This is a genomic window from Streptomyces sp. CA-106110, assembly GCF_050936285.1.
Lineage (GTDB): Bacteria > Actinomycetota > Actinomycetes > Streptomycetales > Streptomycetaceae > Streptomyces.
This window is the reverse complement of the sequence record NZ_JBNJNB010000001.1, coordinates 11,193,462-11,220,267: the sequence shown is the minus strand read 5'-3', so window position 1 is coordinate 11,220,267 and position 26,806 is coordinate 11,193,462. Positions and strand designations below refer to the sequence as shown.

Below are 26,806 nucleotides of genomic sequence, written 5' to 3'. Positions count from 1 at the left end.
TCCAAGCGCCCCGCGCCGTCCGAAGGCCCAGGCCAGGGGTATGCCAAGCCTGGCCGCCCGAACCGATCGCAGGGAGAGCGCAGCATGACCGGCACCCAGGTGGAGAGCCCGGACGCCGCCGAGTCCCACCATTCACGGCCCTCCACCGCCAAGGCCCGAGCGCGGGCCTGGCTCCTGGAGGGCCTCAGCGAGCAAACGGCCCGGCACCCGGGCCCGTACGCCGCCCCGGACGCCGAGCACGAGGGCCGCCCCTGGTGGCGGGTCATGTGTCTGACTGGCGTCGACTACTTCTCCACCCTCGGCTACCAGCCCGGTATCGCCGCGCTCGCGGCCGGGCTCCTGTCACCTCTCGCGACGCTCGTGCTGATCGCGCTCACCCTCCTCGGCGCGCTCCCGGTCTACCGCCGGGTCGCCCATGAGAGCCCCCACGGCGAGGGCTCCATCGCCATGCTGGAGCGGTTGCTGCCCTGGTGGGCGGGGAAGCTCTTCGTCCTCGTCCTGCTCGGCTTCGCGGCCACCGACTACATGATCACGGTCACTCTGTCGGCCGCGGACTCCGCCGCGCACGTGGTGGCGAATCCCTTCGCTCCGCAGTGGATGCACGGCGGGAACACCTGGATCACCCTCTTTCTGGTCGCCGCGCTCGGCGCCGTCTTCGTGAAGGGGTTCAAGGAGGCCATCGGCATCGCGGTGGTCCTGGTGACCACGTACCTCGCCCTCAACGTCGTCGTGCTGGCCGTCTCCGCCTGGGAGGTACTGAGTCATCCAGTGCGGATCGGCGGCTGGACACACACGATGAGCGCCGAGCACTCCTCACCGCTCGCGATGATCGGCGTGGCGCTGCTCGTCTTCCCGAAGCTGGCGCTCGGGATGTCCGGCTTCGAAACGGGCGTGGCGGTGATGCCGCAGGTCAAGGGCGATCCGACGGATACGTATGCGGACCCGGCCGGCCGCATCCGCGACACGCGCAAGCTGCTCACCACCGCAGCCGTGATCATGAGCTGTCTCCTGCTGCTGTCGAGCCTGGCGACGACGATCCTGATCCCGCAGGACGCCTTCAAGAGCGGCGGCCCGGCCAACGGACGCGCGCTTGCGTATCTCGCTCACCAGCAGCTGGGCGGGGCGTTCGGCACGGTCTACGACATCTCGACCATCGCGATCCTCTGGTTCGCGGGTGCCTCGGCGATGGCCGGTCTGCTCAACCTCGTGCCGCGCTACCGGCCGCGCTACGGCATGGCCCCGGAGTGGGCCCGCGCCGTACGCCCCCTCGTTCTGGCCTTCATGACGGCCGCGGTCCTCATCACGCTTTGGTTCAAGGCGAACGTCGACGAGCAGAGCGGTGCGTATGCGACGGGGGTCCTCGTCCTGATGTTCTCCGCGGCGTTCGCCTCGACGGTCGCCGTGCACCGGAGCGGACGGCGGGCCGCCACGCTCGGCTTCGGGGCGATCACCGCGATCCTGGCGTACACCCTGGTGACCAACGTGATCGAGCGACCCGACGGCATCAAGATCGCGCTGATCTTCATCGTCGCGATCCTGGTCACATCGTTCGCCTCACGTGTGCACCGCGCCTTCGAACTGCGTGCGGCGACCGTCACCTTCGACGAGGTGGCGTCCCGGTTCATCGACGAGGCCGCAATCAGTGGGCCGTTGCGGCTCATCGCCAACGAACCGCAGGAGCACACCACCAGGGAGTACCGCGCCAAGGAGTACAGCCAGCGCGAGCAGACCCATATTCCGGACGGGCGCCAGGTGCTGTTCCTGGAGGTCTTCGTCACCGACTCCTCGGACTTCACCGCCGATCTGGCCGTCCACGGCGACGAGAAGCACGGGGTGCGCAGGCTGCGTGTGACGGGCGCGACGGTGCCCAACACCATCGCGGCCGTCCTGATGGAGCTGCGCGAACGCACCGGCGAGGTGCCGCACGCCTACTTCAACTGGACCGAGGGCGGTCCGATCAGCCACTTGCTGCGCTTCCTGGTGTTCGGGGACGGCGAGGTCGCCCCGGTCACGCGCGAGGTGCTGCGCCGCGCCGAACCCGATCCGAGGCGCCGTCCCCGGGTCCACGTCGGCTAGGTCTCCTTGGTGGTCAGAACACGTGCACTTTGCTTGAGTTTCATCCGGCTTTGAGTCGGGCGGTGCGGGTGTAGTGCGCGACGGACTTGTCGATCACGGCGAGGGCGTCGCGCAGCGGTGGGGGTGCGGGTGGGGTGTTGGCTGCCAGCAGGGGTCGTAACAGCCGGTCGTGGACCTTGGTGTAGAAGATCGCGACTCGTTGGCCGTCGTCGGTCAGCACGTAGGTGTTGGTGTGCTCCAGGCGGCGGATCAGTCCGTTGCGGCGTAGCCGGGCAAGGTCGTAGCCCATCTGATTGGTCGAGTATGGGGTGCCCAGCAGGGCGCTCACCTGGGCGCGAAGGCTCCGGTTGGTGAACCCGACGACGGTGGTTAGCAGGATGGACAGGGCGCCGGCCAGGGCCATGACCCGGGGGTCGCCGAACCGCAGGGCCGGGGCCCTCCTGCCGTCGGTGGTCACCGAGGGCAGCGCGACCCGCTCAAAGGCTGGGCTCGCAAGGACGCAGCCCTGGCCGACGCGTTCAGCGTGCAGCAGTCGGGCGTTGACGGCACGGGCTTTGGTCTGAAGTTCCTCGAGGTGGTCCAGGCGGCGCAGGACTGCGAGGTCCTTCGGGGAGTTGACGACGGTCTCGATGCGCAGTGCCCGGCCTTCTTTGAGGTACTGCTTGATCCTGGAGTGCTTGTAGAACAGGTTGACCGTGACGTCGACGCCACGGGTGACCACCTTGGTGGCGAACCCGGTCTGGGTGTCCGAGCGGATGCGTCGGTCGAAGATGTAGGAGATCTCGTCCGGGCGGCCCAGTCCGAGGTTGTCGCTGACCAGGGCGTCGAAGAACGTTCGAGCGTTGCGGGGTGCGTCGAAGACCAGGGTGCGCGAGACCTCGATCTGCCGCATGGACAGCTCCCACCAGTAGCCGCCGTCGCGTTCGCGTGGACCGAAGGGCAGGGGCAGTTGGGCCATCCAGCGTTCGAAGAACACGGCGATGGCGCCGGAGTCCAGCCGGTCGCAGATCGCCTGTAGTCCGGGCGTATCGCCGCAGGAGGCGAACCCGTTGGACAGGGCCGTGAACGCGATCCCGGCTTGGGCGGCCTGCTGTTTGGCCCACTCGTGGCCGTTGACCCACACCTTGATCGGGTAAGGGAAGTAGGAGCAGATCTTGATGAACGCCGGGCCGAAGTCGGAGTCCCACAGGTAGAAGTAGAAGCAGGTCACCCGCCGGTCAGCCTTGTCGAAACCGAAGCACACGGCTCCGGGTGTGGTAGCCCGGTCGTAGCCGGTGAACACCCGTTGGAACTCTTGGGCCACGCCGATCGCGACCACCTGTGGGCGACCGGACGCCTGCGCGGCGGCCAGGTACGGCTTCATCACGTCGGCCTTGCGGGCGTCCTTCGCGAAGCGGACCACCGGGATGTGCTCGTCGCGGGCAAAGCGGGCCACTGCCGCGCGGAAGCGGTCGCCGATCTGCCCCAGCAGTGCCGGCGAGGGGACCGGGTGACCCAAGTGCCCGGTGAGGAACGTCACCACCTGGCCGCCGACTTGAAGGTTCGGCACATAGCCGTTGAGGTAGATCCGGTCCAGGCACTCCAGATCGAGCGCGACATGTCCGTCGAGTACGTCGTGGACGGTGACTGCTCCGGCTGCGTTGCCCGCTGCGATCGCCCTGCGCGCCTGTGCACCAGCCGTCACCCTGACCACCGCCCAACCGAGCACACGAACCAGCTGCTCGCAGCGTCCACCCACCCACCGCGGCTGTCATTCGAACGCCCGGACACCCACCTCGGCGGTCCGAGGCTGGCCTCACTGGGAGCGCGGGTCAGTAAGCAGTACTCATGGGGTTCGTGATCGTTCGTGCGGGATGATCTCGGTGTGCGTGGTGGGGATGGAGTGTTCGAGTTCGAGCCGGTCGGGACGACGCAGTGGTGCGGCGGGGATGGACGAGCGGTTCTAGGCGCTTGACCGCATCAGGGTTGGCTGGTAGCCGCTTTGGCGGTGCGGCGTAGGTTGCTGCGCGAAGGGCACCTACACACGGCAGAACCGGAGCGTGTTGCAGCATCTCGGCCCGGACCGGGTGGTCATCACTCCACGGCCGTGCGAATGCGCCATGACGATCAGCTGGCGCGTGGTTCACTGCTGAGGTGGCTGACGACTTGGAAATCATTTCGTTCGAATCCGCCGAGGCCTTCGAGTCCTGGCTGAGTGAACACCACTCCTCCTCTCCCGGGATCTGGCTGAAGCTCAGGAAGAAGGTCCGCGGTGTCGTGGCGCTGGACTACGCGCAGGCCCTCGATGTGGCACTTTGCTACGGCTGGATCGACGGGCAGAAGGGCAAGTTCGACGACTGGAACTGGCTGCAGCGCTTCACGCCACGCAGGCCGAAGAGCAAGTGGTCGAAGATAAACCGCGATAAGGTCGCGGCCCTACTCGAACAGGGGCGCATGCAGCCGGCCGGGCTGGCCGAGGTCGAGCTGGCCAAGGCGGATGGCCGTTGGGACGCCGCGTACGACGGGGCGAAGAGCGCCTCGGTGCCGGACGATCTGGCCGAGGCCCTCGCGGCGAACCCGGCCGCGGCGGAGTTCTTCGCGACGCTGGACGGCCAGAACCGCTACGCGATCCTGTACCGCGTCCAGGACGTCAAGAAGCCCGAGACCCGGGTGCGACGGATTGAGAAGTATGTAGCGATGCTGGCCGAGCAGAAGAAGCTCTACCCCTGAGGCCACCGCCCTGGGCCGCTTCGGCAGTCACGGAGCACCGGCCCCGGACCGCTCGACTCGCGCAGGTCCGCTCCCGTTCTTCTCATAAGCGGATCCACACCCATGTTCCGGACAGGAAGCGCGAGATGACAGACGACGTAAGAGTCATCGCTCAGCGCATGTATGAGGCGTTCAACGCCAGTGACCTCACTGCGGGAGAGACGATCTTCTCCACGACTTCGTGAGTAACCCTCTGGGCACCGTTGGCGTCGACAGCGTTTTGAAGGTGTGGAGCGGGCTCCACACCACGTTTCCCGACATCCAGGTCATCGTCGAGGAGGTGCTCGTGGACGTAGACAAAGCCGCAGTCCGCACGACCCTGCACGGCATCCCGGCGGGTGTTGAGGAACAGGCTCCCCCCTCGATCATGGAGATCTTCCGGGTACAGGACGGCCGCATCGCCGAGCTGTGGGGCATATCTTCCCTCAACCGCTGGCTACTGCTCCGAGGCCAACCTGGAAGCCGCCAAAGAGCGCCAACTTGCCTGCGGCACCGACACATTCATGGCTGCCGGCCGACTCGCCCACGACGAATAGGTCCCGTCCGCACCCGCGGACTCATCCCCAAGGACGCTGCATTGAAGGAGCGCATGGCCCGCAAGCTGCGGACCAAGTCCGGACGGGCCGCCTACAGCGGCCGCAAAGCCATCGTCGAACCCGTCTTCGGCCAGATCATGACCTGCCAGTACGGCCGCCAGCTACTCCTGCGCGGCGAGGACGGGGCCCGAGGCGAATGGCGCCTGCTCGCCGCCTGCCACAACCTCCGCAAGATCTTCCGCTACACCGGGACCGCCGGACTCACCGCGGCACTCGCCTGACCGGCCCCGGTGGGCACCCCTTGGCGCCGATCCCAGCCCCCAGGACGCCGCCGCCAGCACCGACACGCCCGCACCACGCGGCCGACGACGACCGATTCCGCCCACCACCGACCGCGAGCCGTTTGTCCCTTACTGAGACGCGCTCCCAGTGAGGCCAGCCTCGGACCGCCGAGGTGGGTGTCCGGGCGTTCGAATGACAGCCGCGGTGGGTGGGTGGACGCTGCGAGCAGCTGGTTCGTGTGCTCGGTTGGGCGGTGGTCAGGGTGACGGCTGGTGCACAGGCGCGCAGGGCGATCGCAGCGGGCAACGCAGCCGGAGCAGTCACCGTCCACGACGTACTCGACGGACATGTCGCGCTCGATCTGGAGTGCCTGGACCGGATCTACCTCAACGGCTATGTGCCGAACCTTCAAGTCGGCGGCCAGGTGGTGACGTTCCTCACCGGGCACTTGGGTCACCCGGTCCCCTCGCCGGCACTGCTGGGGCAGATCGGCGACCGCTTCCGCGCGGCAGTGGCCCGCTTTGCCCGCGACGAGCACATCCCGGTGGTCCGCTTCGCGAAGGACGCCCGCAAGGCCGACGTGATGAAGCCGTACCTGGCCGCCGCGCAGGCGTCCGGTCGCCCACAGGTGGTCGCGATCGGCGTGGCCCAAGAGTTCCAACGGGTGTTCACCGGCTACGACCGGGCTACCACACCCGGAGCCGTGTGCTTCGGTTTCGACAAGGCTGACCGGCGGGTGACCTGCTTCTACTTCTACCTGTGGGACTCCGACTTCGGCCCGGCGTTCATCAAGATCTGCTCCTACTTCCCTTACCCGATCAAGGTGTGGGTCAACGGCCACGAGTGGGCCAAACAGCAGGCCGCCCAAGCCGGGATCGCGTTCACGGCCCTGTCCAACGGGTTCGCCTCCTGCGGCGATACGCCCGGACTACAGGCGATCTGCGACCGGCTGGACTCCGGCGCCATCGCCGTGTTCTTCGAGCGCTGGATGGCCCAACTGCCCCTGCCCTTCGGTCCACGCGAACGCGACGGCGGCTACTGGTGGGAGCTGTCCATGCGGCAGATCGAGGTCTCGCGCACCCTGGTCTTCGACGCACCCCGCAACGCTCGAACGTTCTTCGACGCCCTGGTCAGCGACAACCTCGGACTGGGCCGCCCGGACGAGATCTCCTACATCTTCGACCGACGCATCCGCTCGGACACCCAGACCGGGTTCGCCACCAAGGTGGTCACCCGCGGCGTCGACGTCACGGTCAACCTATTCTACAAGCACTCCAGGATCAAGCAGTACCTCAAAGCGTCTGGGGCCCTTCCGGGACGGCATGATCTTGGGAAAACTGGGTGTGCTGTCCGGCCGACGTCGGTTCTCCTTAGCGCGGGTGAGCCTGCCTCAAAGCGAGACGTGAGGGTCTCGGGCGCCGTGAACTGCCGCTTCGAGCGCGATCTTCAGACTCCGTGATGTGAGCCCCTCCCGGACGGTCTTGGTGGTCACTGCGAGGGGAGGCTTGGTGGAACGGATCGTAAAGCGGCCCGCGGGCTTGGACGTGCACAAGGACGTGGTCGTCGCCGAGGTGCACCTCCCCGGAGGGGCCGTCGAACAGGGAAGCTTCGCCACGACCACCCCCGGCCTGCTGGTACTGCGGGACTGGCTGGTCGGTCACGGTGTCACCCGCGTCGGGATCGAATCGACCGGGGTGTACTGGAAGTGCGTGTACTACATGCTCGAGGACGACATGGAGGTCTGGCTGCTCAACGCCCGGCACATGCGCAACATCCCGGGCCGCAAGACCGACGTCGCCGATGCCTCGTGGATCTGCCAGCTGATCGAGTTCGGGCTGGTCCGTCCCTCGTTCGTGCCGCCGAAGCCGGTCCGTGAGCTGAGGAACCTCACCCGCTACCGCAAGGCGCAGATCGAGGAACGCACCCGGGAGACCCAGCGCCTGGACAAGATCCTGCAGGACGCCGGCGTGAAGCTGTCGAGTGTGGCCTCCGACGTGCTGGGCAAGTCCGGTCGGGCGATGCTCCAGGCCCTGGTCGACGGCACCACCGACCCCGAGGTCCTGGCGGACCTGGCGATCGGCCGGCTGCGGGCCAAGCTCCCCGCCCTGCGGGAAGCACTCACCTCGCGGTTCTCCGGACACCACGCGCTGCTCGTCGCGGCCGTCCTGTCCAAGCTGGACTTCCTCGACGAACTCATCGGCCGTCTCAGCGCCGAGATCGAAGAGGCGGTGGCCCCTTTCGCCCGACAGGTTGAGCTCCTGGACACCGTCCCGGGCATCGACCTGCGGACGGCCCAGGGCCTGCTGGCGGAGTTCGGTGCGGACATGAGCGTCTTCGGTACCGCGTCGCGCTTCGCATCCTGGGCCGCGGTCTGCCCTGGCAACCACGAGTCCGCCGGACGCAAGCGCTCGGGAAGATCCCGCAAGGGCCCCAAGTGGCTCGCGATCTACCTGCATGACGCCGCGATGGGCGCCATCCGCACCAAGAACACCTACCTCGCCGCCCAGTACTCCCGCTTACGGCCACGGCTCGGACACGCCAAGGCCCTGGTGGCGATCGAACACAGCATCCTCGTCTCGATCTTCCACATGCTCACCCGCGACCAGGCCTACCACGACCTCGGCGGCGACTACTTCCTGCGCCGCAACGACCCCGCCCGACAGGCCCGCCGCCTCATCGGCCAACTCGAAGCCCTCGGCTACCACGTCCAGGCCGAACCCGCCCCAGCCACACCATGACCGGGTCGAGGACCTGCTGAACGCCGTTTTCTCTTCAGAAGGCCGGGCACTGCGCATCGAGACCGTCGTCAACTCCCCGAAGGACCTCGCAGTCCTGCGCCGCCTGGACCACCTCGAGGAACTTCAGACCAAAGCCCGTGCCGTCAACGCCCGACTGCTGCACGCTGAACGCGTCGGCCAGGGCTGCGTCCTTGCGAGCCCAGCCTTTGAGCGGGTCGCGCTGCCCTCGGTGACCACCGACGGCAGGAGGGCCCCGGCCCTGCGGTTCGGCGACCCCCGGGTCATGGCCCTGGCCGGCGCCCTGTCCATCCTGCTAACCACCGTCGTCGGGTTCACCAACCGGAGCCTTCGCGCCCAGGTGAGCGCCCTGCTGGGCACCCCATACTCGACCAATCAGATGGGCTACGACCTTGCCCGGCTACGCCGCAACGGACTGATCCGCCGCCTGGAGCACACCAACACCTACGTGCTGACCGACGACGGCCAACGAGTCGCGATCTTCTACACCAAGGTCCACGACCGGCTGTTACGACCCCTGCTGGCAGCCAACACCCCACCCGCACCCCCACCGCTGCGCGACGCCCTCGCCGTGATCGACAAGTCCGTCGCGCACTACACCCGCACCGCCCGACTCAAAGCCGGATGAAACTCAAGCAAAGTGCACGTGTTCTGACCACCAAGGAGACCTAGGTATCCACTCCGGTGCCTGTGGGTGATCTAATTGACAAAAAAATTTTTCCATTGAAAGGATGGGGATGTGACCATCACCTACGTCGACTCGCCGGACAGGGTGCGCGTCGCGCTGTCGCCGGTGCGCCGCGACCTGCTCAAGCGCCTGCGCACACCCAGCTCGGCCAGCCAGCTCGCCACCGAGCTGGAGCTGTCCAGACAGCGGCTGAACTACCACTTGAAGGCGCTGGAGAAGGCCGGGCTGGTCGAGCTGGTCGAGGAACGGCCGCGGCGCGGCTTCATCGAGCGGATCCTGCGCACCCGGCCAGGCGCGCTCGTCGTGGACCCGACCGTTGTGACCGGGGAGTTCACCAAGATCCACGACCAGTACGCGGCCGAGCACCTGGTCGGCGTGGCCGCCACCACCGTGCGGGACGTCGCGCGTATGCAGGCCGGGGCCGCGCGGGCGGACAAGCGCCTGCTCACCTTCACGCTGGAGACCGAGGTGCGGTTCGCCCAGCCAAGCGACGTGCACGCCTTCACCGAAGAGCTGGCGGCCGCAGTGCGGCAGGTGGTCGAGCGCTACGACTGCGCCGACGGCCGCCCGTACCGGATGGTCGCCCTCGGACACCCGGCTCCCGCCGTGACACAAGGAAAATCGGATGAGTGACGACACACAGCCGCGGATCGAGGTCACCATCGCGGCGCCCGTGGACGTGGTGTGGGACGCGTTGCGGGACAAGGACAAGATCCGCCACTGGCTCGGCTGGGACTACGACGGCCTGGACGGCGAGATCGACCTGATCTTCTTCACCGAGACCGTGGAGGACGTCTCCACACGCACGTTGAGACTGCACGGAGGTGACGAATTCAGGCTCGAACCGCACGGCGAGGGCACCCGGGTCACGCTCACCCGCGCCCCACGCGGTGACAACCCGGACTGGGACGCCTACTACGAGGACGTCACCGAAGGCTGGATCACCTTCATGCACCAGCTGCGGTTCGCCGTCGAGCGCCAACCCGGCGCCGTCCGCCGCACACTCAGTTTCGTGGGCGGCAACGACAACGCGGTACACCTCATCAACGCACTCAATCTCGCACACATCGCCGCGGGCACGCCGTTCCAGATGAATCTGCTCGGCGAGGACGTCGCAGGCGAGATGTGGTACCGCTCCGACCACCAACTCGGCATCACCGTCGACGCCTGGGGCAACGGTCTGCTCATCGTGTCCAGCAAGGACCCGACACCCAGCAAGCCGAAGGGCGCGGCCATGGCAATCCTGAGCACCTATCACCTCGACGACACCCACCTCGCCGACCTCGACTCCCGCTGGCGGACCTGGTGGACGGAACGCTTCCCAGGTGGCAAATAACCCCCGTCAGCCACACACGCGAAGATCGACAGTGGGCTTTCCGGCAATCTGTATGACCTTCAATGACCGTTCTCTGTAGAGCTACGGATCAGAAGATGCCCGTGCCACAACCGCTTGCTGCCGGGGCATCCAGCCCGTGTGGACCGGATGCCCCGGCGGCTGGCAGGGTCAGCCGATTCCGGTGACCTGCAGGGCCGTGGTCCAGTTGTTCTTGATGGCGCTGCGGGCGGCGGACAGGGTGGTGGTGCCGGCGCAGACAGTGTTCTTCAGCTTGGTCTCCACACCGTCCTTGGAGTGCGCGGTCCGGGAGCCGGAGTAGGGCTCGGGCCACAGGTTGCCGGTGGCACGGGGCGCGCCGCCGAGTTCGAGGGGGACGAGGTGTGTGGACGGGATCTTGGAGCATCGCCGCAGGTGATGTGGCTCCTTGGAGCCGAGCAGTGCTGCTCTTCGTCGTTCCGGTCGTGGACCGTATGGCGAGGGTGGGGATCATGACCATGTCGTAGGGGCCCGTCATGCCGTCTTCAGGCTCCGCCCACGGGCAGGTGAATGGGCGAGCTGGGGGGATCTCGTGGATGTGACCACGCTTGCCGTTGCGCTCCTCAGCGTCGGGGGAACGCTGAGTGGGGCAGTGCTCAGCCAGCGCGCCAGCCGTGCTGAAGCGGCAGAGCAGAACCAGCGCGCGGATCGTGAAAGGGAGCAGGAGCGCAACGAGCAAGCGCTGCAAACCAAGCGTGATCTCTACGCCCGTCTGAACACCGCAGCTCGCGCCTACCGGGTCGCCGCCCAAAACGCCGTCCGCGCAGCCGAGCGCGGTGAAAGCGTCAACCTGGCAGTCCTTGACGCCGCAAAGGATGCCGGCGGCGAGCAGTACTCTCAGGCGCAGGTGGCACTGGCGAAGGATGTCCTGCAGGTAGCCTCGAAGCTCAACAGGGCGCTCGGAGTCGGTTACTCAGTCGTCAAGCAGTTGCCGAGCACCTCGGACGGAACGTATGAGCGGGCGAAGACATGGTTCAGCGGCCCGCTCTCGGATGGCGTGTAGCTGGCGCGGGTCACGCTGCGACATGACCTCGGCGTCGAGGTGGAACCCCATTTCGAGCAAACCCGTACGCAGATGGTCGCCGCGCTCGACAGCGCGCGGAGCAACCTCGCGCCTACTCGCCGCAGAACGAGCCCCACGCCGCCGGACCAAGTTGACGGGGAGCACAAACGACTAGGCCCCTGGCAGAGCGCCAAGGCCCGCGGAAGCGTGACAGTTCCTGCACCGCTGTCTGGCCGCGACGAGACGACGGAGTGGGCCTCACACCCGCGCGCGGATTGCAGCGCCTCACGGCGCAACCGAGCCTTCGACGGAGCCATTGATCGTGCGGGACAGGAGCCCGCGCTGGCGTGCGGCGTCGGTAAGCAGCCCGTGCAGACACCGTCGCCCATAGTGCAACCGGGATTTCGCGGTGCTGGGTGGGATGCTCAGGATCTCCGCGATCTCCACGTGAGAGAAGTCTTCAACGAAGGCCAGGTATACAACGATGGCGAGCTTCCGCGGGAGTCGCTGCAGCGCGACTTTCACCGCATGCTCCGACAGCCGGCCCACAGCCTCCGACTGGGCGGTCTCGGGAACATGCAAGGTCGGGCGTTCTGTGTCCGGCAACCGGCCGACGGGGCGTCGCGTCGGAGAGCCCGAGCGCATCGGACGCTGTCGCTCACCACGGGCATCGAGCGCGGTGTCGGCCAGGACCCGGAACAGCCACATCCTGGGATCTGTCTGCCAGGCCAATGACCCGAAGGCGTCGAAAGCCCTGAGGTAGGTCTCCTGAAGCAGGGCCTCGGCGTCGCGGCGATCGCGGGTCAGCTGTACCGCGGCCGCGTACAACCGGTCGATGAACGGCATGGTCACACGGTTGAAGAGCGCGACGAGTTCGGCTGCATCCGCCGCGGCGGTGGGAGGGCCGTTCAAAGTGCCGGCGTTCGCCGGAGCGGCCATCTCGTGGTCCGTGCTATCAGCGACAGGGATGCGTCGATCCTGATGCGGCAAGACGTCTCGTGGTATGCGACTGCTCACGCGCGCATCTTTCTCGTGCGATGTCGGGAGGGAAGTCAGGCCCTGAACAGTGCTCGGTCGTTCTCGGTCAGGACGTGGCGTGCTGCAGCACGCCACGTCCTGGGCGCTGGACAGGTCGCAGGTGATGTCGCCGGCGCGGTCCAGAACCCACCCGACATGGCCGCTCCCCGCCAGAGTGCCGACGATGGCTCCACCGATGGCCCCGGTGCCGCCTGTGACGACAGCGACCCGACAAACCCAGTGGGAGCGGTGCGTGTGCGCTGAGGTAACGGCTCCTCTGTTCTCTTACGGAAGCTGTCACTTGCGGGCCAATGGGACGCTAAATGTGACAATAGTTAGCCACCCTTGGCGCCGACAGACAGTGAGAGTTCTCGATACGGTTCTGCAGAACCGTCGACTACCAGTGACAGGCTTTTACGGCCGGATACCGAAGGGGCCGAGCTCGCCGAAGTCGATACGCAGTGAATTGAGCATGGCGGCGGCGTTGTCGACGGTGAGGACGTCTGCGGCAGCGAGGACGCCTGTGTACTTGGCGGCGACAGGTGCGGCGGCTGCCTCGGCGACGGCGTCGAGGTAAGCCTTGAAGATGGCCCAGGAGTTGCCGGTCGGCCCGTACTTCTCGTAGTAGGGGGTGGGGTCGACCGAGGCAGAGGCGGCGCGGGTGCTGGCCAGGAGGTCGGCGACGTACTGCTTTTGGATGTTGCCGTCGGCACGGACTCCGAGGCGGCCGAGGTGTCCGCCGACGTAGGTTCGCCAGGGGTAGTCCATGGCGATGTCGTGGGCCTTGATCCAGTCGGGGATGTCCTGGGATTGGGCGAGGTTCCTGAAGGGCACCCATCCGGGATAGAACACGTCGACCACCATGAGTGTGGCGTAGTCAGGCGCGTGGATGAAGATGTTGTCCGGGGAGTGGTTCGGGCCGTGGTAGGCGAGTTCGAGGCGCTCGCCGCCGACATGCAGGACGTAGTGGTCGTCGAAGGTCACCGTGGGGGCCGGACGGTTGGGGTCGGCGTCCCTGCGCAGCAGGCGGCGGTTCTCGGTGTGGCCGATGCGCACCACGTCCTTGCCGAACAGGGAGGCAGCTCCGATGTGGTCGGTGTGAGAGTGGGAGTACACCAGGTGCGTGACCTTGGAGGACCTGCCGTTCGCACGGGTCACTTCGTCGATGGCCCGCAGCAGATTGTGCCCGATGGTGGGCGGGGCATCGACGAGCACGACGCCGTCCCTCGTGGTGAGGAACATGGCCTGGTAGCCGGAGTCGGTGACCCAGTACAGGTTGCCCTTGATCTGTCCGACAAAGTAGCCGTCCGCGTTGAGCGCAGGCCCCACCGATGCGGAGGGGATCGGCGCGTAGTCGGGAAGGCGCGGCAGGTCGGCCGCGGCAGCGGTGCCCGACAGGCCGCCGAGCAGCGAGGCGGCAGCGGGCACTGCGGCGGCGACCGACGCGCGTTTCAGGAACTTGCGACGGTTGGTTCCGCTCGTCTCTGCGAACTCAGTGGTCATGTGTTGTCCTTGTGAGCGTGAGTCACGGGCCATTGCCGGCTTGTGCTGCGGGCGGCAATCCCTTTCTTCGGATGGACCGACGAGACCAACGGAGTGTGACAACCAGGCTCTTGCAAATGTCAAATCTTTACTTTTGGTGACAATGGCTCGGGTTGGTAATCCTGCCTGGGTCACAACGCACTACGCCGCCTTCCCGGGGCTTCGAGCGCGGCGCTTGGACAGAGCGCGACGCCCGGAGTCTCTGCACCTTTCTGTGCAGCTGCGTCACCAACCTCCGTGGACAGAACACCTAGCGGTGGTTTGTTAGTTCGGGGGGTAGAGGTTCAGGGTCTGTCCGGTGGTGACCGCGTCGATCAGGGCTTGGAGTTCGGGTGGAGGGGGCGCGTTGGACCAGGCCCGCCACCAGCGTTGCAGCACGATCGACGGGGTCAGCCAGCCGCGGACGGCGCGAATCGCCTTCGGCCAGCACGGCGGTGGGGGCGGGGCCGGCAGTGCCGGGCCCCCTCTCTCCAGCGTCGGCTTCCGGCACCAGTGTTGACGTACTCTCAGGTCCCGCACTGGTGCGTCCTGCTTCCCAGCAGAAGGCGAACGCGCAATTGACCAGGGTCTGGTGGCGGCGGATCGCGACATTGGAGCGCACCTGGAAGTCGGCCCACCCCAGCTCGTCCTTGACCTGCTTGTAGCCCTGCTCGATCCAGTTTCGAATCCCGTAGATCCGCACGACCTCGGCCAGGTCCGCGGGCGGATAGGGGGACTCGGCCGCGCGGGGCGAGCCGGGGCGGGGCAGGTCGGTGGCCAGGTACCAGGTGGCCTTCTCCGGCAGGGTGGACGGATCGGCGGTGGCCACCACCAGCCGCGTCAGGCCGTCCGGACCCCAAAAGCCCAAGGTGGCGTCGGCGGCCCACCAGGTGGCGGTGTGCCCGTCGCGGAAGGTGCGCACCACCGGCGTCCAGGCGCCGGGCTCCTCGGGGCCGTGCCAGGCCAGTTCGCGGGCGGCGTCCACCGGGGTGCGGGCCTGGTCGCCGTAGGCCCACACCCCGCGGCGGCGCTTGACGGCCATCACGAACGGCACCTTGGCGGCGTGCAGCTCGCACCGGAAGTCGTCCAGGTCCCCGTAGGCGCCGTCGGCCACCGCCGCCCGGAACGCGATCCCCAAGGACCTGGCCTGACAGGCCAGTTGGGCGGCAATCTTCCACTTGGTACGGAAGGCCGGGTCGCTCTTCCCCCGCGGGAAGTGGTGGGCCGGGGTGTAGGGCACGGCGTGCAGCGGGTAGTAGAGGCGCTCGTCGGCCCACAGCGTGGTCACCGTGACCATGGCGTTGTCGGTCTTGCCGTACCGGCCCAGCCACTGCCGGCCCACGTGCGCGGTGGCAGTGCCGTCCTTGCGGTCCCCGGAGTCGTCGATGACCAGCACCCCGCCGGCGTGCGGGGCGGTCGCCTCGCCCTGCAGCAGCAGCTCCAGCCGCCGGGCGTTGACCCGCTCAGGGTCCCAGGTCGACTCGGACAGGAAGAACTGCAGCCGCTGCACCGCCGGGTGCTGGGCCCCCACGACCGGCTCCGCCCCGGCCAGGCAGGTCAGCGTCTTGTTCCGGTCCCGCGGGGCCAGCAGCCCGGTCAGGTACTCCCTAAACCCGCGCCGCTGCGCCAGCGACGAGAACAGGTCGTCGAACCGGGCCGCGTAGCCCTCCAGCGGCCCCGGCGCCGGCGGGCACGGACGCCTCGCGGTCACCATCGCGACCACCTCCGAACAACATCGCCCCCGCCTACCGGCCTACCGCACGTTCCGCCCCAGGTCAACAAATCACCGCTAGGGCGTGGCGCGCCCTCGGTGAGAAACATCCATTGCCGGACGGTCTCCTGGTGGGAACCGGTCGCCATCCCCGCGACCACTGCCTCCGCATCCGCAGCAGAGCACGGCGCCCCGGACCGGGTCAGCAGAACGAGCGGCCACTCGGGGCCCGCGCCAGGCCCGGCTCCGTCGAAGGCGGTCCAGTCCCACGGTCCGTCGAATCGCCACGCCCGCCCGCCGGCGTCGGCGACCTCGTCACCCGGCCGCAGAAACGCGTACGGCCGCATCAACAGCTCAAAGCGTCTGGGGCCCTTCCGGGACGGCATGATCTTGGGAAAACTGGGTGTGCTGTCCGGCCGACGTCGGTTCTCCTTAGCGCGGGTGAGCCTGCCTCAAAGCGAGACGTGAGGGTCTCGGGCGCCGTGAACTGCCGCTTCGAGCGCGATCTTCAGACTCCGTGATGTGAGCCCCTCCCGGACGGTCTTGGTGGTCACTGCGAGGGGAGGCTTGGTGGAACGGATCGTAAAGCGGCCCGCGGGCTTGGACGTGCACAAGGACGTGGTCGTCGCCGAGGTGCACCTCCCCGGAGGGGCCGTCGAACAGGGAAGCTTCGCCACGACCACCCCCGGCCTGCTGGTACTGCGGGACTGGCTGGTCGGTCACGGTGTCACCCGCGTCGGGATCGAATCGACCGGGGTGTACTGGAAGTGCGTGTACTACATGCTCGAGGACGACATGGAGGTCTGGCTGCTCAACGCCCGGCACATGCGCAACATCCCGGGCCGCAAGACCGACGTCGCCGATGCCTCGTGGATCTGCCAGCTGATCGAGTTCGGGCTGGTCCGTCCCTCGTTCGTGCCGCCGAAGCCGGTCCGTGAGCTGAGGAACCTCACCCGCTACCGCAAGGCGCAGATCGAGGAACGCACCCGGGAGACCCAGCGCCTGGACAAGATCCTGCAGGACGCCGGCGTGAAGCTGTCGAGTGTGGCCTCCGACGTGCTGGGCAAGTCCGGTCGGGCGATGCTCCAGGCCCTGGTCGACGGCACCACCGACCCCGAGGTCCTGGCGGACCTGGCGATCGGCCGGCTGCGGGCCAAGCTCCCCGCCCTGCGGGAAGCACTCACCTCGCGGTTCTCCGGACACCACGCGCTGCTCGTCGCGGCCGTCCTGTCCAAGCTGGACTTCCTCGACGAACTCATCGGCCGTCTCAGCGCCGAGATCGAAGAGGCGGTGGCCCCTTTCGCCCGACAGGTTGAGCTCCTGGACACCGTCCCGGGCATCGACCTGCGGACGGCCCAGGGCCTGCTGGCGGAGTTCGGTGCGGACATGAGCGTCTTCGGTACCGCGTCGCGCTTCGCATCCTGGGCCGCGGTCTGCCCTGGCAACCACGAGTCCGCCGGACGCAAGCGCTCGGGAAGATCCCGCAAGGGCCCCAAGTGGCTCGCGATCTACCTGCATGACGCCGCGATGGGCGCCATCCGCACCAAGAACACCTACCTCGCCGCCCAGTACTCCCGCTTACGGCCACGGCTCGGACACGCCAAGGCCCTGGTGGCGATCGAACACAGCATCCTCGTCTCGATCTTCCACATGCTCACCCGCGACCAGGCCTACCACGACCTCGGCGGCGACTACTTCCTGCGCCGCAACGACCCCGCCCGACAGGCCCGCCGCCTCATCGGCCAACTCGAAGCCCTCGGCTACCACGTCCAGGCCGAACCCGCCCCAGCCACACCATGACCGGGTCGAGGACCTGCTGAACGCCGTTTTCTCTTCAGGTGAACGGTGTCTTGTCGCCCGGATGAATGGAATAACCCGTGCCGTCGAAATGGCTGCCGTCCGGAAACGTCCGGTAGGACAAGCGACGGCGCAGCACGGCCACGGTCAGCCGGGGGCGCGGTAGCCAGCCCGTCTCCAGCGGAGGGCCGTGATGGTCCACAGGCGTCACGTGGACCACGGTCGGCGGCATTCCGACCCGGCAGATGTCCCCTGCTTTCATCTGCTCGGGCAGCGGTTCGGTCCGGAACGGCTCCGTCTCCACCTCCGGTGGGACGCTCGCCAGGCGACCTCCCCAGAGCACAGCGCTACGCAGACGGCTGCAGGAGCTCTCCGGCCGGCTCGCCTCCCATCCGTACTGGCACACGCAGCTGGCCGATCAACGGCGGCCAAGGCGGAGCTGCGCCAGCAGGCCCGCTCCTAGGAGCAGGTGTCGTGAACGATCACCTAACCGAGCGCCAGGGACGCAGCGGTTGATGAACGCAGCGGGCCAGGGCGGCATTTCACCGCTCTGGTCCGGTAGTCCAGGTTCAGGAAGGGCGTTCATCCCAAGTCGGCCTGGTCCCGGAGCTGTGCGGGTCGGGCACGAGCGTCGGCGGCCTGTTCGGCGGCCTCGTGTCGGTCGTCCTCGGCGGCGATGCGCTCCAGTTGGGCGGCCTTCCGGTCGTAGACCGCGGCCCGCTCGGCGGGAGCGGCCTCGTGCGCGGTCAGGTGCTGGATGGCGGCCAATACCTGGTTCATCTCCTCCACTGTGGTCAGCGGCGGCAGATGTCCGGTGACCGGATGGTCCTCGGTGCGGACGGAGGGAACGTGCTCGCGGGCCCAGGCCAGCGCCGGGTCAGGCGTCAGCCAGCCGCCATGCCCCCGTCGACCGGCAGGGCGTGCCCGGTGACGTGCTTGGACACGTCGGAGGCCAGATACAGGAACGTCTGGGCGACGTCCTCGGGATTGATCAGCACACCGGTCGGGTGCAGCGCGGCCGCCTCCGGTTCGGTGAACATGCCCGCGTTGATCGCCTGGTCGAGCAGCGCGGTGCGGACGACACCCGGGCACACGGCGTTGATGCGGATGCCCTGCTTGACGTACTCGATGGCCGCCGTGCGCGTCAGCGCGACCACGCCGCCCTTGGCCGCCGAGTAGTCAGCGATGCCCAGCGGCAGGCCGACCATCCCGGCGATGGAAGCCATGTTGACGATCGTGCCCCCGCCCTGCGCCAGCATCTGGGTGATCTCGGCCTTCATGGACAGCCAGACGCCCTTGAGGTTCACCGAAACCAACTTGTCCCACGTCTCTTCGGTGAGCTCGTGCAGCGGCGCGCCACCCTGTTCCTCGATGCCCGCGTTGTTGATCGCGATGTCTAGCCTGCCGTAGGCGGCAACCGTCGCCTGGACCGCCGCGTCGAGGTCGGCCGCCGAGGTGACGTCAGCCCGAACGAACTGCGCTTCCCCGCCATCCTTGGTGATCACGGCGGCCGTTGCCTTCCCCCCGTCCTCGTTGATGTCGGCGATCACGACCTGGGCGCCCTGCGCGGCGAACAACTGCGCGATCGCTGCGCCGATGCCCTGCGCCGCACCGGTGATGAGCGCGCTCTTGCCCGCCAGCAATGAATCCACCATGTGCCTTTCGACTCCTTATCGGGGATGAGGGGTACCTCGCATACCCCTCTGGAAATTCCGGTCAGCGAACCGGACGCACCACCGACCGGGGGCGCGCGCGTATCCACGAAGGTAACCCCGCCACTGACAGTCCTGTGCCACCAAGTCCGTGCCATGGCAACAGAGTTGGGACTCTCACGCAAGTCACCGGCCTTCAGGGGAGAGCGTGACGAACACGTATCTGTCGGTCACGCCGAGCACCACACCCCGTCAGCTCGACGCCGCCACCGAGGCTCGGCTCGCCGACATCGACCGCGACGCGACCCCGCACGTCGAGGGCAACCGGCCGCAGCACAGCCGCGACCCCTACGCCGCCGGCCGGAAGGCGTGGGAGAAGTTCTCGGGGCATGACCCAGATACGCCGCAAACCCGCTATGGGACGATCTTGAACGCCTGACGGGATCCGGCGGTTGACTGGTGGGCTCGCATGTTGAGGTGTCGCGTATGCGTGGATGGCATCAGACGGCCGTGACTGTGTGTCGGTGTTCTGCGGCATGATGCTTGCTATGAACACCGAGATACTCGTCGACGCCTGGAAGCGCCTTCTCACCGACCCCCGCAAGTCGTGGGTACTGTTCGAACATGGCACCTGACCACCCCCGATGGTGACCTTGCTGAGCAGGCCACGAAGATCCTCGGTGAGTTCGGTCCTGTTCATGCAGGCTCTCCAGCGGGTGACTTCGGAGTGATCAACGTCAAGGGTGCCGATGGATGGGTGGTCACCGGTCACCGCCAGGACGTCCTCACGTATGTCGGGCCCGATGAACCCAGTGGTCAAGAGGACTTCGCTGTCGGACTGTGCGGACGTTCCAAGCGCCATCAGGACGGCACCGAATTGCGTGTCGTCCATGTCGAGGACAAGCACGGCTTGTCGGATCCTGTGTAAGCACGCGACTGCGGCCTAGTGATCGCCCGGGGCGTACCGGCTCCAGGTTCCGCCGGCTTCGGCGACGAGGCGGGTGGTGGTCTTGTCGTGGTAGCCGAGTGCCCGGGCGACGACGGAAGCGGGGGCTTGGAGCACGAGTTACCGGATCGCTGCGATCCAGCCTCGCTGGGTGGGCACTCCGGCGGCCCGGAGCTGGTCGAACAGACTGCCCTGGCGCATCGGCTGCCCGGGTTGCCGGCCGGGGAAGAGCCAGACGGTGCTGCGGCTACTGGCCCGGTCGAGGCCGGGCTGTTCCGCCAGGTAGCCCCGCACGAGGTCAGCGACAGGACCGGGCAGGGGCGATGGCGGGTCGCCGAGCCGGACAGTGATCGCGTCACCATCGTCGATGACGTCCTCGGTGGTCAACCGGACAATGCGGCTGACGGTGTGCGGTTGACCGCCGAGGTCGGCGAGGAACAGCCCGGACAGCTCAAAGTGCAGGTGTCCGGGCTGTTCGGTCACAGACGGCTGCAAAACCCAGGAGGGGTGTTACAGCCCGCCGGCGAAGCCGGCCTCTCAATAGGCGCAGGAGCCGGAGGCGACTTCCGATCTGCTCTGTCTTCACGAGGGCGCGCCGTGGCCCCATTACGGTTCCGCCCCCTGTTCGATACGCACTATCTGCCATACAGGAGGGCACCGCACACCTCCCGCGATCAAGGAACCTGCTGCTCAGAGCCCATTTGCAAGCCCAACTTTGATTGCGCTCCGGATCCGCGAGACTTTCCGGGCCGACGACCGCGCCGAGGTCACACGCTCGTTCCGGGGCGGGATCGACGACCATCGCACGGTCTACGGGGCTTGCACCGGGCCGGACGGGTCCCAGCCGGGGATCAGCTCGTCTCGGTGGATGTCCTCGCCGTGGACCTGCTCGCCGCAGGTCTCGCAGACCGTGTGGGTGACGAGTTCATGGTCCCGGTGACGGATCCGGCTGGGCGGCGCGGTGACGACCCAGCGGTCGCCCCAGCCGATGAGCTCGCGGGTGATGGCCCCCAGATCGCGCCCCGCCTCCGTCAGGTAGTAGCCGCTGTGGCGTGCGTCGTCCGGCAGCGGGCGCCGTTCGAGGACGCCGCTCTCGACCAGCGCCTTCAGGCGCGCGGCCAGGCGGTCCGTGGGGGCGCCGGTGTTCCTGGCGATCTGCCGGAACCGGTGGTTGCCGAGCATGACCTCGCGGATCGCCGGCAGGGCCCATCGGTCGCCGACGATCTGCAGGGCAGCGGCGAGCGAGCAGGGGCGTCCAGCCATGTCCCGGGGATCGATGCGCTTGGTCACGGCCCCAGTATCACCCCGGGCGGGGTTTGATTTCCAAATCACCCTGTGCTTGGCTGGCGCCATGTCCACGATGCTTGGATTTTCAAAGCACCCTGGTCTGGCGACGTCGGCGTTCGGTGTGCACCTCAGCCGTGGCGGCGGCTCGTGCCAGACAGCGGCCGCAGCGTCGAAGAAGCCCGAGGCGGATGCGCAGGCTCTGACGGACGCGTCCCGACCGCTTTCCCTTCCTACTCACCGGTAATCGTTCCGGGCGGCCCTGTCGTCGCCCCGGCGGCCAAGGAGGCCCGCACCATGCGTGACGCAGTCATCGTCGAAGCCGTACGCACGCCCATAGGCAAGGGCAAGCCGAACGGCGCCCTCGCGCACGTCCATCCCGTGGAGCTCCTCGCCCACACCCTGCGCACCCTCGTCGAGCGCTCCGGCGTCGATCCCGCCCTCATCGACGACGTCATCGGCGGCACCGTCAGCCAGGTCGGCGAGCAGGCCAGGAACACCACCCGGCACGCCGTGCTGTCGGCGCGCTTCCCCGAGACGGTCCCGGCGACCACGGTTGACCGCCAGTGCGGCTCATCCCAGCAAGCGGTGCACTTCGCCGCGCAAGGTGTCATCTCGGGCGCGTACGACCTGGTCGTCGCCTGTGGCGTCGAGTCGATGAGCCGGGTGCCGATGGGGTCGAACGTGCCCGTCGGCAAGGACCCCCTCGGCCCCGGAGTCGCCGAGCGCTACCCGGAGGGCCTTGTCCGGCAGGGCATCAGCGCCGAACTCATCGCCGCCAAGTGGTCCATCACGCGCCAGCGGATGGACGCCTTCGCCGTCTCCTCGCACCACAAGGCGGCCGCCGCCTGGGACGCCGGCCTGTTCGATGCCGAGACCGTGCCCCTGGAGGGCGTCACCCGCGACGAGTGCGTACGACCCGGCAGCACCCCCGAGATCCTGGCCGGCCTCAAGCCCGCCTACTACGACCCCGGCCTCGGCGAGCGCTTCCCGCAGATCGAGTGGAACGTCACCGCGGGCAACGCCAGCCCCATCAACGACGGCGCCTCGGCCGTCCTGATCACCTCCAGCGAGACCGCGGCCCGCCTCGGATTGCGCCCCCTCGCCCGCCTGCACAGCTTCGCCGTCACCGGCTCCGACCCGCTGCTGATGCTCACCGGCGTCATACCGGCGACCGAGAAGGTGCTACGTAGGGCGAACCTGCGGCTCGACGACATCGACCTGTTCGAGGTCAACGAGGCCTTCTCCAGCGTGGTCCTAGCCTGGGAGCAGGAGACCGGCGCCGACCTCGCCAAGGTCAACGTGCACGGCGGCGCGATCGCCATCGGTCACCCCCTCGGCGCGAGCGGCACCCGCCTGACGACCACCCTGGTTCACGCGATGCGCGATCGCGGCGCCCGCTACGCCCTGCAGACGATGTGCGAGGCGGGCGGACTCGCCAACGCGATGGTGCTGGAGGCAGTCTGACGGAGTGTCCGAGTGCGTGCACGTCCGGCGGACCGATGAGGTACCTGTCCAGGGATCGACGGGTGCCCGTGGGGGACGGCCAGGGTGCGCGTGCGGTGACTTCATGCGGTTGGGCATCTGCCGGATCACAGCAGGTGCGCGTTGGGTGAATCAGGCCGATGCGAAGGGCCTGATCATCTGGGACGTCTCTGCACAGCCGGAGCGGCCATCATCACCGCGGCCTCATGGTGGTTGAGGCATCGTTGAACCGTCGCTCACGTGCGACGCGAGCCGGGGTCGGCCGTCTCAGTTTCCGTCTGGTTCGTCGCTGTGCGCAGCTGTCCGGGGCCGTTCACTCCGCCCCTCCAGACTCAACGTCTGTACGGGACTGAACGCCGGCGAACACGTCCGGATCACGTTCTGATCAGCACGGACAAACCTGCAAAGCGGGTAACTCGGGATCGGATCTCGCTACCGCTGCTCGCCGGCGGCTTCGTCACTCCCGCCACACGTCCGGCCCGCCTTCACGCACGGTATGCGATAGAGATTCGGGGGGAACGGAACCTATAGCGCACAAACAGCAGGTCAGGGGCTACTTCTCAATGCCCTATGGCATCCCCTCCGGAGCCGTGTGCGCAGGTTCGAATCCTGCCGGGGGCACCCTGTATGAGGTGCCCAAGACCCCGTCACCAGCGGAAACGCTGAGGCCGGGGTCTTCGTGTTTGTGCAGCCGTATGCCGCCCGCAGCGGCCGTATGTCGGGGTCCGTGGACGAGCTGTGGACGGGATCTTGGGGCATTACCGCAGGTGAGCCTCTGAAAGCCAGGACGTCGCTGGACGGTCGGTCCACAGCGCCCCGGTGTTCCGGACCTACCGGATGCTGGTAGGCGTCGAGGCGCGGGAGCGCGAGGGTCGGGCAACCAGGAGGAGAAGAGGCACGAACGCAAGTTCGGCGAGGGCCACGAGTGGGAGGCCGTCGGTTGCGGTCGGGACGGTGGCGGCGAGGTGGCAGAGGGCGAGGAAAAGGAAGTCCCGGGACCAGGTCGCGGTCGGCCGACGGTAAGCACGGGCGAAGGCCTGGTAAGCGCCCCAAAAGCATGCGACAACCCAGAGCAGGGCGAGGGTGAAGGAGACATAGGTCATCCACGTAGGGCCGGGGCGGTCAGGTTCGCGGGGGAAGGCCACAGCGATAACAGTGATCCCGGCGAGCAGAACAAACAGCCAGATGGCCTCGACGATCAGGACCAGACCGAGGGCGATGCAAGCAACGCTGCGCATCGGCGCTCCTCTGCGGAGGGGAAGGGAAGAAGGCGACGGAACGATATCGGCCGAAGAAGGATGACAAGCCAGAGGTCACCCCCGTGATCGAACCCGACCGACCCTGCCAGATCCGCAGGTCATCTGATCAGCCTCAACTTCCAAACCGGCCACGCCAGACAGCTGCGAACAGGACAGCCCTGGGCACGTCACCCCGGTGACGCAGGAACGCCGTCGAAGTGCAGTGGCCACCAGTCGGGCCACCACGACGGGCGGCCGGCCGGACAGAGCTGCGCGCTGTAGAAGCCGTCCTTGGCGGCAGCGTTCTCCGTCAGGTCGATGAAGGCGACAGCGGTGAGAAGCACCAGCGCGAGCAGCAAGCCTGTCGCCACACGCCATCCGCGGCCGTGGGGACGCGGTAGCCAGCGCACCGCCAAAAACCCCAGCGGCAAGCAGGCACCGTAGGCGAGCATGTAGAGACCCCCACTGCCGATGAGCGATACCCGAGACCAGTCGGGTGCCCCCTCCACCGTCAGTTCCGGCGACATCCCGATGCAGGTGGACCACGACTGCACCAGGACGCCCGTCACCTCGCGCGCGACGTAGAACCCCACAACTGCACCAACGAGGACCAGCAGACAGCCAAGCGCACAACCACGATCCGAAGACGTGCCCGACCCTGTCTCGACGGGAATCTCTTGTGAGGTCATCGACTACGAGGACGGGCGTATCCAGTCAGCGGTTCCGCCGCTGGAGCACCGCGGGCCGACGCGCCATCCCACCACCCTCGTGCGCGACCTGGTCGCGATTCCGGGAAGCAGCTGCATTCCTCCCGAGTAGCTCCCGGGAACGACAAGGGCCCCCGGACGATCCTCGCGGATTCCGGGGGCCTCGGGCACAGGCAGTGGATCTCACTCGTACTCACGGAGCAGGTCCTCAATGCGACGGTTGACGACCTCTTGGCGCCCGTCGAGGCACTTCGCATAGCGGGTCAGCAGGACCTCCACGCTGTTGCCAGGGCGCTCCGCTACCTCGGGCGGATCGACACCCGCGTTGAGCCACGTCGACAGCGCCGAGTGCCGAAGATCGTACGGCCTACTCGCGAGCGGCGAGGCCGCGACGGCCGGCGGGAGCGCCAGAAGCCGAACCTCCTGCCACACGCGGTAGTAGGTCGAGGACGGGACGACTGAACCCTTCTCGCTGAAGAAGAGCCGCCCATCGTCCGCCGTCCCGAAGATGGCGAGGTGCTCGCGGAGCACGGAGACGAGGTGGGGCGGGACGGGCACTCGCCGGACGTCCTCGGTCGGCCGGTTCTTGAGCCCGCGGTCGTCGTGAGTCTCCCCCGAGTCGGTCCCCTGCTTGCCGACCGACGGGCGGGTCCGGCGGAGCAGCGCTGATCCCCAACCTTGCTCGGGGAGGACGAGGTCAGTCTCGACCAGGCCGACCGCCTCAGCAGGCCGGAGGCCACCGAAGTACATCGCCGCGAACAGCCCGACGAGACGCCGGCCGCGAGCACGCCGGTGGCCACCCACGTAGGACACTGCCGCCAGGAGATTACGGGCCTGCTCCGGGTTGGCGACAACACGCGGATCGACCTGGTTCGAGACCTTGGGCTTGTGCCAGCGAACCGCCGTGATCGGATTCTCACGCAACTCCGCCAGGTCGACGGCGTAATTCGCAGCGTTGACGAGGGTCCGGCGCTTACGCCGGACCGTCTCCGCAGCCGCCGCGGTCCCGTCGAGCTTGAGTTTTAGCGAGTCGAGCGCGGCCCGGGCCGTGGCGGGCTCCGCCAGGTCAGCGAGCGGGCCCGGGTCAGATCCCGCAGCTCACGCACAGGCTGGTCGGGTACGAACGACGCTCTGACCAACCCGTGGGCGCCCAGCTGGGCCAGCCAGGCGGCGTCGGAGACGTCGGTCTTGCGGCCGGGCACGTTCTTGACCTGCCGGGCGTTGACCAGGATCACGTTCAGGTCCTCGGCCAGCAGGGTAGTAGTGAAGTCGGCCCGGGGCGCGACTGCGGTCTTTCGACCGCACCGTTTCCCCGGACCGCTTCCCGCTGAACCGCTGTGGTCACCGCTGGTGAGCTCAGCGCGCTTGGAAGAGCCATCACGACCCCGTTGTCGTTCTCCGCTGGTCATGCGGCGACGCTACGCAGCGTCCAGCCTGTCGGGGAAGTACCAGACCGCGCAGCTTCACATGCGAGCATGGTCACGGCCGTTCCCGCTTCCAGTACTCCGTCCACCAAGGATCGAAGTCTGGGTCCGGCCCCGGGCCAACGACCGCGCGCGAAGGCCGGCTCGGCGCCCAGACGCGGCGGGGCGCCTGAGCCTTCTCTCACGGTCTCGCTGGCCACACCTCGGGGCCTCCGCCGTGCCACTCGATCAGGAGCGACTCGGCCACATCCACCTCATCCCAGCCCTCGATGCCGACGCGGTCCAGGAACACGCTCAAGTCGTGCAGGCTGTGCGCGGTGCCGAGAGTCTGATCGTCGATCTGGATACGCCGACCGCCTGTCTCGTCGGGCGGGGACACGATGACACGAGGTTCGGCCATTCCACCAGCCTCACTGCTCCCACGCTGGCGCGCATGTCCGGAAAGCCCGTCTGCGGCACGTGGCCCGCCTCGCCCCATGAGGGAGGGAGCGGCGAGGCGGGCCTGAGGGGTGCAATAGATGCACTGTGACACGCGAGGCGCGCCTGGCCAGGTAGCTCCGGGT

The 26,806-nt window shown here is 67.7% G+C and carries 25 protein-coding genes and 4 pseudogenes; 15 read left to right on the top strand and 14 right to left on the bottom strand.

The window, feature by feature from the left end; all coding sequences use genetic code 11:
* The first annotated feature begins 84 nt into the window (after positions 1-84).
* On the top strand, positions 85-2,076 hold the full coding sequence (locus ACQEXA_RS51735; RefSeq protein ID WP_432922659.1) for an amino acid transporter: 1,992 nt from the start codon (positions 85-87) through the stop codon (positions 2,074-2,076).
* A gap of 40 nt (positions 2,077-2,116) precedes the next feature.
* On the opposite strand, the gene ACQEXA_RS51730 is transcribed toward ACQEXA_RS51735, so the two are convergent.
* Complete coding sequence (locus tag ACQEXA_RS51730; protein ID WP_432932540.1) at positions 2,117-3,760, bottom strand: hypothetical protein; 1,644 nt, start codon at positions 3,758-3,760, stop codon at positions 2,117-2,119.
* Positions 3,761-4,221: 461 nt separating this feature from the next.
* Here ACQEXA_RS51730 and ACQEXA_RS51725 point away from each other — a divergent pair, with 461 nt between their 5' ends.
* The 9 genes and pseudogenes from ACQEXA_RS51725 (at position 4,222) to ACQEXA_RS51685 (ending at position 11,461) form a co-directional block, all read left to right on the top strand.
* The gene (locus ACQEXA_RS51725) at positions 4,222-4,785 is read left to right on the top strand and encodes a YdeI/OmpD-associated family protein (RefSeq protein WP_432922662.1); all 564 of its coding nucleotides are present in this window, start codon (positions 4,222-4,224) and stop codon (positions 4,783-4,785) included.
* A 220-nt stretch (positions 4,786-5,005) separates the two neighbouring features.
* A pseudogene (locus ACQEXA_RS51720) lies at positions 5,006-5,230 on the top strand (nuclear transport factor 2 family protein); the annotation flags it as partial.
* Positions 5,231-5,255: 25 nt separating this feature from the next.
* Positions 5,256-5,641: pseudogene (locus ACQEXA_RS51715) on the top strand (transposase); the annotation flags it as partial.
* Between the two features lie 263 nt (positions 5,642-5,904).
* A complete protein-coding gene (locus ACQEXA_RS51710) occupies positions 5,905-7,101 on the top strand; it encodes a hypothetical protein (protein ID WP_432921460.1) in 1,197 nt (398 codons plus the stop codon).
* 49 nt (positions 7,102-7,150) lie between these two features.
* Entirely contained in the window at positions 7,151-8,380 is a 1,230-nt protein-coding gene (locus ACQEXA_RS51705) for an IS110 family transposase (protein ID WP_432923411.1), read from the top strand.
* A 229-nt stretch (positions 8,381-8,609) separates the two neighbouring features.
* Positions 8,610-9,026: a hypothetical protein gene (locus ACQEXA_RS51700; protein WP_432921454.1), complete on the top strand. Its 417-nt coding sequence runs from the start codon at positions 8,610-8,612 to the stop codon at positions 9,024-9,026.
* 111 nt (positions 9,027-9,137) lie between these two features.
* Positions 9,138-9,719, top strand: a complete 582-nt coding sequence (locus tag ACQEXA_RS51695) for an ArsR/SmtB family transcription factor (RefSeq protein ID WP_432922671.1) — start codon at positions 9,138-9,140, stop codon at positions 9,717-9,719.
* Entirely contained in the window at positions 9,712-10,422 is a 711-nt protein-coding gene (locus tag ACQEXA_RS51690; RefSeq protein ID WP_432922673.1) for an SRPBCC family protein, read from the top strand. Before ACQEXA_RS51695 ends, ACQEXA_RS51690 begins: the two co-directional genes overlap by 8 nt.
* 568 nt (positions 10,423-10,990) lie before the next feature.
* A complete protein-coding gene (locus ACQEXA_RS51685; protein ID WP_432922676.1) occupies positions 10,991-11,461 on the top strand; it encodes a hypothetical protein in 471 nt (156 codons plus the stop codon).
* Positions 11,462-11,746: 285 nt separating this feature from the next.
* On the opposite strand, the gene ACQEXA_RS51680 is transcribed toward ACQEXA_RS51685, so the two are convergent.
* From ACQEXA_RS51680 to ACQEXA_RS51670, 3 genes are all read right to left on the bottom strand, one after another.
* Positions 11,747-12,400, bottom strand: coding sequence for a sigma-70 family RNA polymerase sigma factor (locus tag ACQEXA_RS51680; RefSeq protein WP_432922678.1), 654 nt, complete (start codon positions 12,398-12,400; stop codon positions 11,747-11,749).
* A 492-nt stretch (positions 12,401-12,892) separates the two neighbouring features.
* The gene (locus tag ACQEXA_RS51675) at positions 12,893-13,981 is read right to left on the bottom strand and encodes an MBL fold metallo-hydrolase (protein WP_432922681.1); all 1,089 of its coding nucleotides are present in this window, start codon (positions 13,979-13,981) and stop codon (positions 12,893-12,895) included.
* Between the two features lie 289 nt (positions 13,982-14,270).
* Entirely contained in the window at positions 14,271-15,710 is a 1,440-nt protein-coding gene (locus ACQEXA_RS51670) for an IS701 family transposase (RefSeq protein WP_433134792.1), read from the bottom strand.
* Positions 15,711-16,280: 570 nt separating this feature from the next.
* Between ACQEXA_RS51670 and ACQEXA_RS51665 the strand changes: the two genes are divergently transcribed.
* On the top strand, positions 16,281-17,510 hold the full coding sequence (locus tag ACQEXA_RS51665) for an IS110 family transposase (protein ID WP_432923411.1): 1,230 nt from the start codon (positions 16,281-16,283) through the stop codon (positions 17,508-17,510).
* Between the two features lie 34 nt (positions 17,511-17,544).
* On the opposite strand, the gene ACQEXA_RS51660 is transcribed toward ACQEXA_RS51665, so the two are convergent.
* From ACQEXA_RS51660 to ACQEXA_RS51650, 3 genes are all read right to left on the bottom strand, one after another.
* Positions 17,545-17,811 (bottom strand): hypothetical protein, encoded by a 267-nt coding sequence (locus tag ACQEXA_RS51660; protein ID WP_433133500.1) that lies wholly within the window; start codon positions 17,809-17,811, stop codon positions 17,545-17,547.
* A gap of 278 nt (positions 17,812-18,089) precedes the next feature.
* Positions 18,090-18,287 carry a hypothetical protein gene (locus tag ACQEXA_RS51655; RefSeq protein ID WP_433133498.1) on the bottom strand — a complete coding sequence of 66 codons (198 nt, stop codon included), beginning with the start codon at positions 18,285-18,287 and terminating at the stop codon, positions 18,090-18,092.
* A gap of 104 nt (positions 18,288-18,391) precedes the next feature.
* Positions 18,392-19,162 (bottom strand): glucose 1-dehydrogenase, encoded by a 771-nt coding sequence (locus ACQEXA_RS51650; protein WP_433133496.1) that lies wholly within the window; start codon positions 19,160-19,162, stop codon positions 18,392-18,394.
* A gap of 205 nt (positions 19,163-19,367) precedes the next feature.
* Here ACQEXA_RS51650 and ACQEXA_RS51645 point away from each other — a divergent pair, with 205 nt between their 5' ends.
* Both ACQEXA_RS51645 and ACQEXA_RS51640 read left to right on the top strand, forming a co-directional pair.
* On the top strand, positions 19,368-19,598 hold the full coding sequence (locus ACQEXA_RS51645; RefSeq protein ID WP_432922696.1) for a hypothetical protein: 231 nt from the start codon (positions 19,368-19,370) through the stop codon (positions 19,596-19,598).
* Between the two features lie 55 nt (positions 19,599-19,653).
* Positions 19,654-19,794: a hypothetical protein gene (locus ACQEXA_RS51640; protein WP_432922699.1), complete on the top strand. Its 141-nt coding sequence runs from the start codon at positions 19,654-19,656 to the stop codon at positions 19,792-19,794.
* 431 nt (positions 19,795-20,225) lie between these two features.
* On the opposite strand, the gene ACQEXA_RS51635 is transcribed toward ACQEXA_RS51640, so the two are convergent.
* Complete coding sequence (locus ACQEXA_RS51635) at positions 20,226-20,588, bottom strand: hypothetical protein (RefSeq protein ID WP_432922704.1); 363 nt, start codon at positions 20,586-20,588, stop codon at positions 20,226-20,228.
* Between the two features lie 327 nt (positions 20,589-20,915).
* A complete protein-coding gene (locus ACQEXA_RS51630; protein WP_433133494.1) occupies positions 20,916-21,395 on the bottom strand; it encodes a winged helix-turn-helix transcriptional regulator in 480 nt (159 codons plus the stop codon).
* Positions 21,396-21,686: 291 nt separating this feature from the next.
* Here ACQEXA_RS51630 and ACQEXA_RS51625 point away from each other — a divergent pair, with 291 nt between their 5' ends.
* Entirely contained in the window at positions 21,687-22,856 is a 1,170-nt protein-coding gene (locus ACQEXA_RS51625; protein WP_433133492.1) for a thiolase family protein, read from the top strand.
* Between the two features lie 848 nt (positions 22,857-23,704).
* Here the strand turns inward: ACQEXA_RS51625 and ACQEXA_RS51620 are convergent.
* A complete protein-coding gene (locus tag ACQEXA_RS51620) occupies positions 23,705-24,112 on the bottom strand; it encodes a hypothetical protein (protein WP_432922713.1) in 408 nt (135 codons plus the stop codon).
* A gap of 188 nt (positions 24,113-24,300) precedes the next feature.
* Positions 24,301-24,705, bottom strand: a complete 405-nt coding sequence (locus ACQEXA_RS51615; protein ID WP_432922716.1) for a hypothetical protein — start codon at positions 24,703-24,705, stop codon at positions 24,301-24,303.
* 55 nt (positions 24,706-24,760) lie between these two features.
* Between ACQEXA_RS51615 and ACQEXA_RS51610 the strand changes: the two genes are divergently transcribed.
* Complete coding sequence (locus ACQEXA_RS51610; RefSeq protein WP_432922718.1) at positions 24,761-24,931, top strand: hypothetical protein; 171 nt, start codon at positions 24,761-24,763, stop codon at positions 24,929-24,931.
* Between the two features lie 71 nt (positions 24,932-25,002).
* On the opposite strand, the pseudogene ACQEXA_RS51605 reads toward ACQEXA_RS51610, so the two are convergent.
* The 3 genes and pseudogenes from ACQEXA_RS51605 to ACQEXA_RS51595 form a co-directional block, all read right to left on the bottom strand.
* Positions 25,003-25,896 (bottom strand): annotated as a pseudogene (locus ACQEXA_RS51605) (tyrosine-type recombinase/integrase); the annotation flags it as partial.
* A pseudogene (locus ACQEXA_RS51600) lies at positions 25,893-26,054 on the bottom strand (IS110 family transposase); the annotation flags it as partial. The pseudogenes ACQEXA_RS51600 and ACQEXA_RS51605, both read right to left, overlap by 4 nt.
* A 370-nt stretch (positions 26,055-26,424) precedes the next feature.
* Entirely contained in the window at positions 26,425-26,643 is a 219-nt protein-coding gene (locus ACQEXA_RS51595; protein ID WP_432922721.1) for a hypothetical protein, read from the bottom strand.
* Between the last annotated feature and the right edge of the window lie 163 nt (positions 26,644-26,806).

Excerpts from the sequence above, each read along its gene's own strand:
- ACQEXA_RS51690 (WP_432922673.1), top strand. The coding sequence starts at position 9,712 with ATGAGTGACGACACACAGCCGCGGATCGAGGTCACCATCGCGGCGCCC.
- ACQEXA_RS51640 (WP_432922699.1), top strand. The coding sequence starts at position 19,654 with ATGGCATCAGACGGCCGTGACTGTGTGTCGGTGTTCTGCGGCATGATG.
- ACQEXA_RS51625 (WP_433133492.1), top strand. The coding sequence starts at position 21,687 with ATGCGTGACGCAGTCATCGTCGAAGCCGTACGCACGCCCATAGGCAAG.
- ACQEXA_RS51735 (WP_432922659.1), top strand. The coding sequence starts at position 85 with ATGACCGGCACCCAGGTGGAGAGCCCGGACGCCGCCGAGTCCCACCAT.
- ACQEXA_RS51680 (WP_432922678.1), bottom strand. The coding sequence starts at position 12,400 with ATGGCCGCTCCGGCGAACGCCGGCACTTTGAACGGCCCTCCCACCGCC.
- ACQEXA_RS51650 (WP_433133496.1), bottom strand. The coding sequence starts at position 19,162 with ATGGTGGATTCATTGCTGGCGGGCAAGAGCGCGCTCATCACCGGTGCG.
- ACQEXA_RS51595 (WP_432922721.1), bottom strand. The coding sequence starts at position 26,643 with ATGGCCGAACCTCGTGTCATCGTGTCCCCGCCCGACGAGACAGGCGGT.
- ACQEXA_RS51655 (WP_433133498.1), bottom strand. The coding sequence starts at position 18,287 with ATGAACCAGGTATTGGCCGCCATCCAGCACCTGACCGCGCACGAGGCC.
- ACQEXA_RS51675 (WP_432922681.1), bottom strand. The coding sequence starts at position 13,981 with ATGACCACTGAGTTCGCAGAGACGAGCGGAACCAACCGTCGCAAGTTC.
- ACQEXA_RS51620 (WP_432922713.1), bottom strand. The coding sequence starts at position 24,112 with ATGCGCAGCGTTGCTTGCATCGCCCTCGGTCTGGTCCTGATCGTCGAG.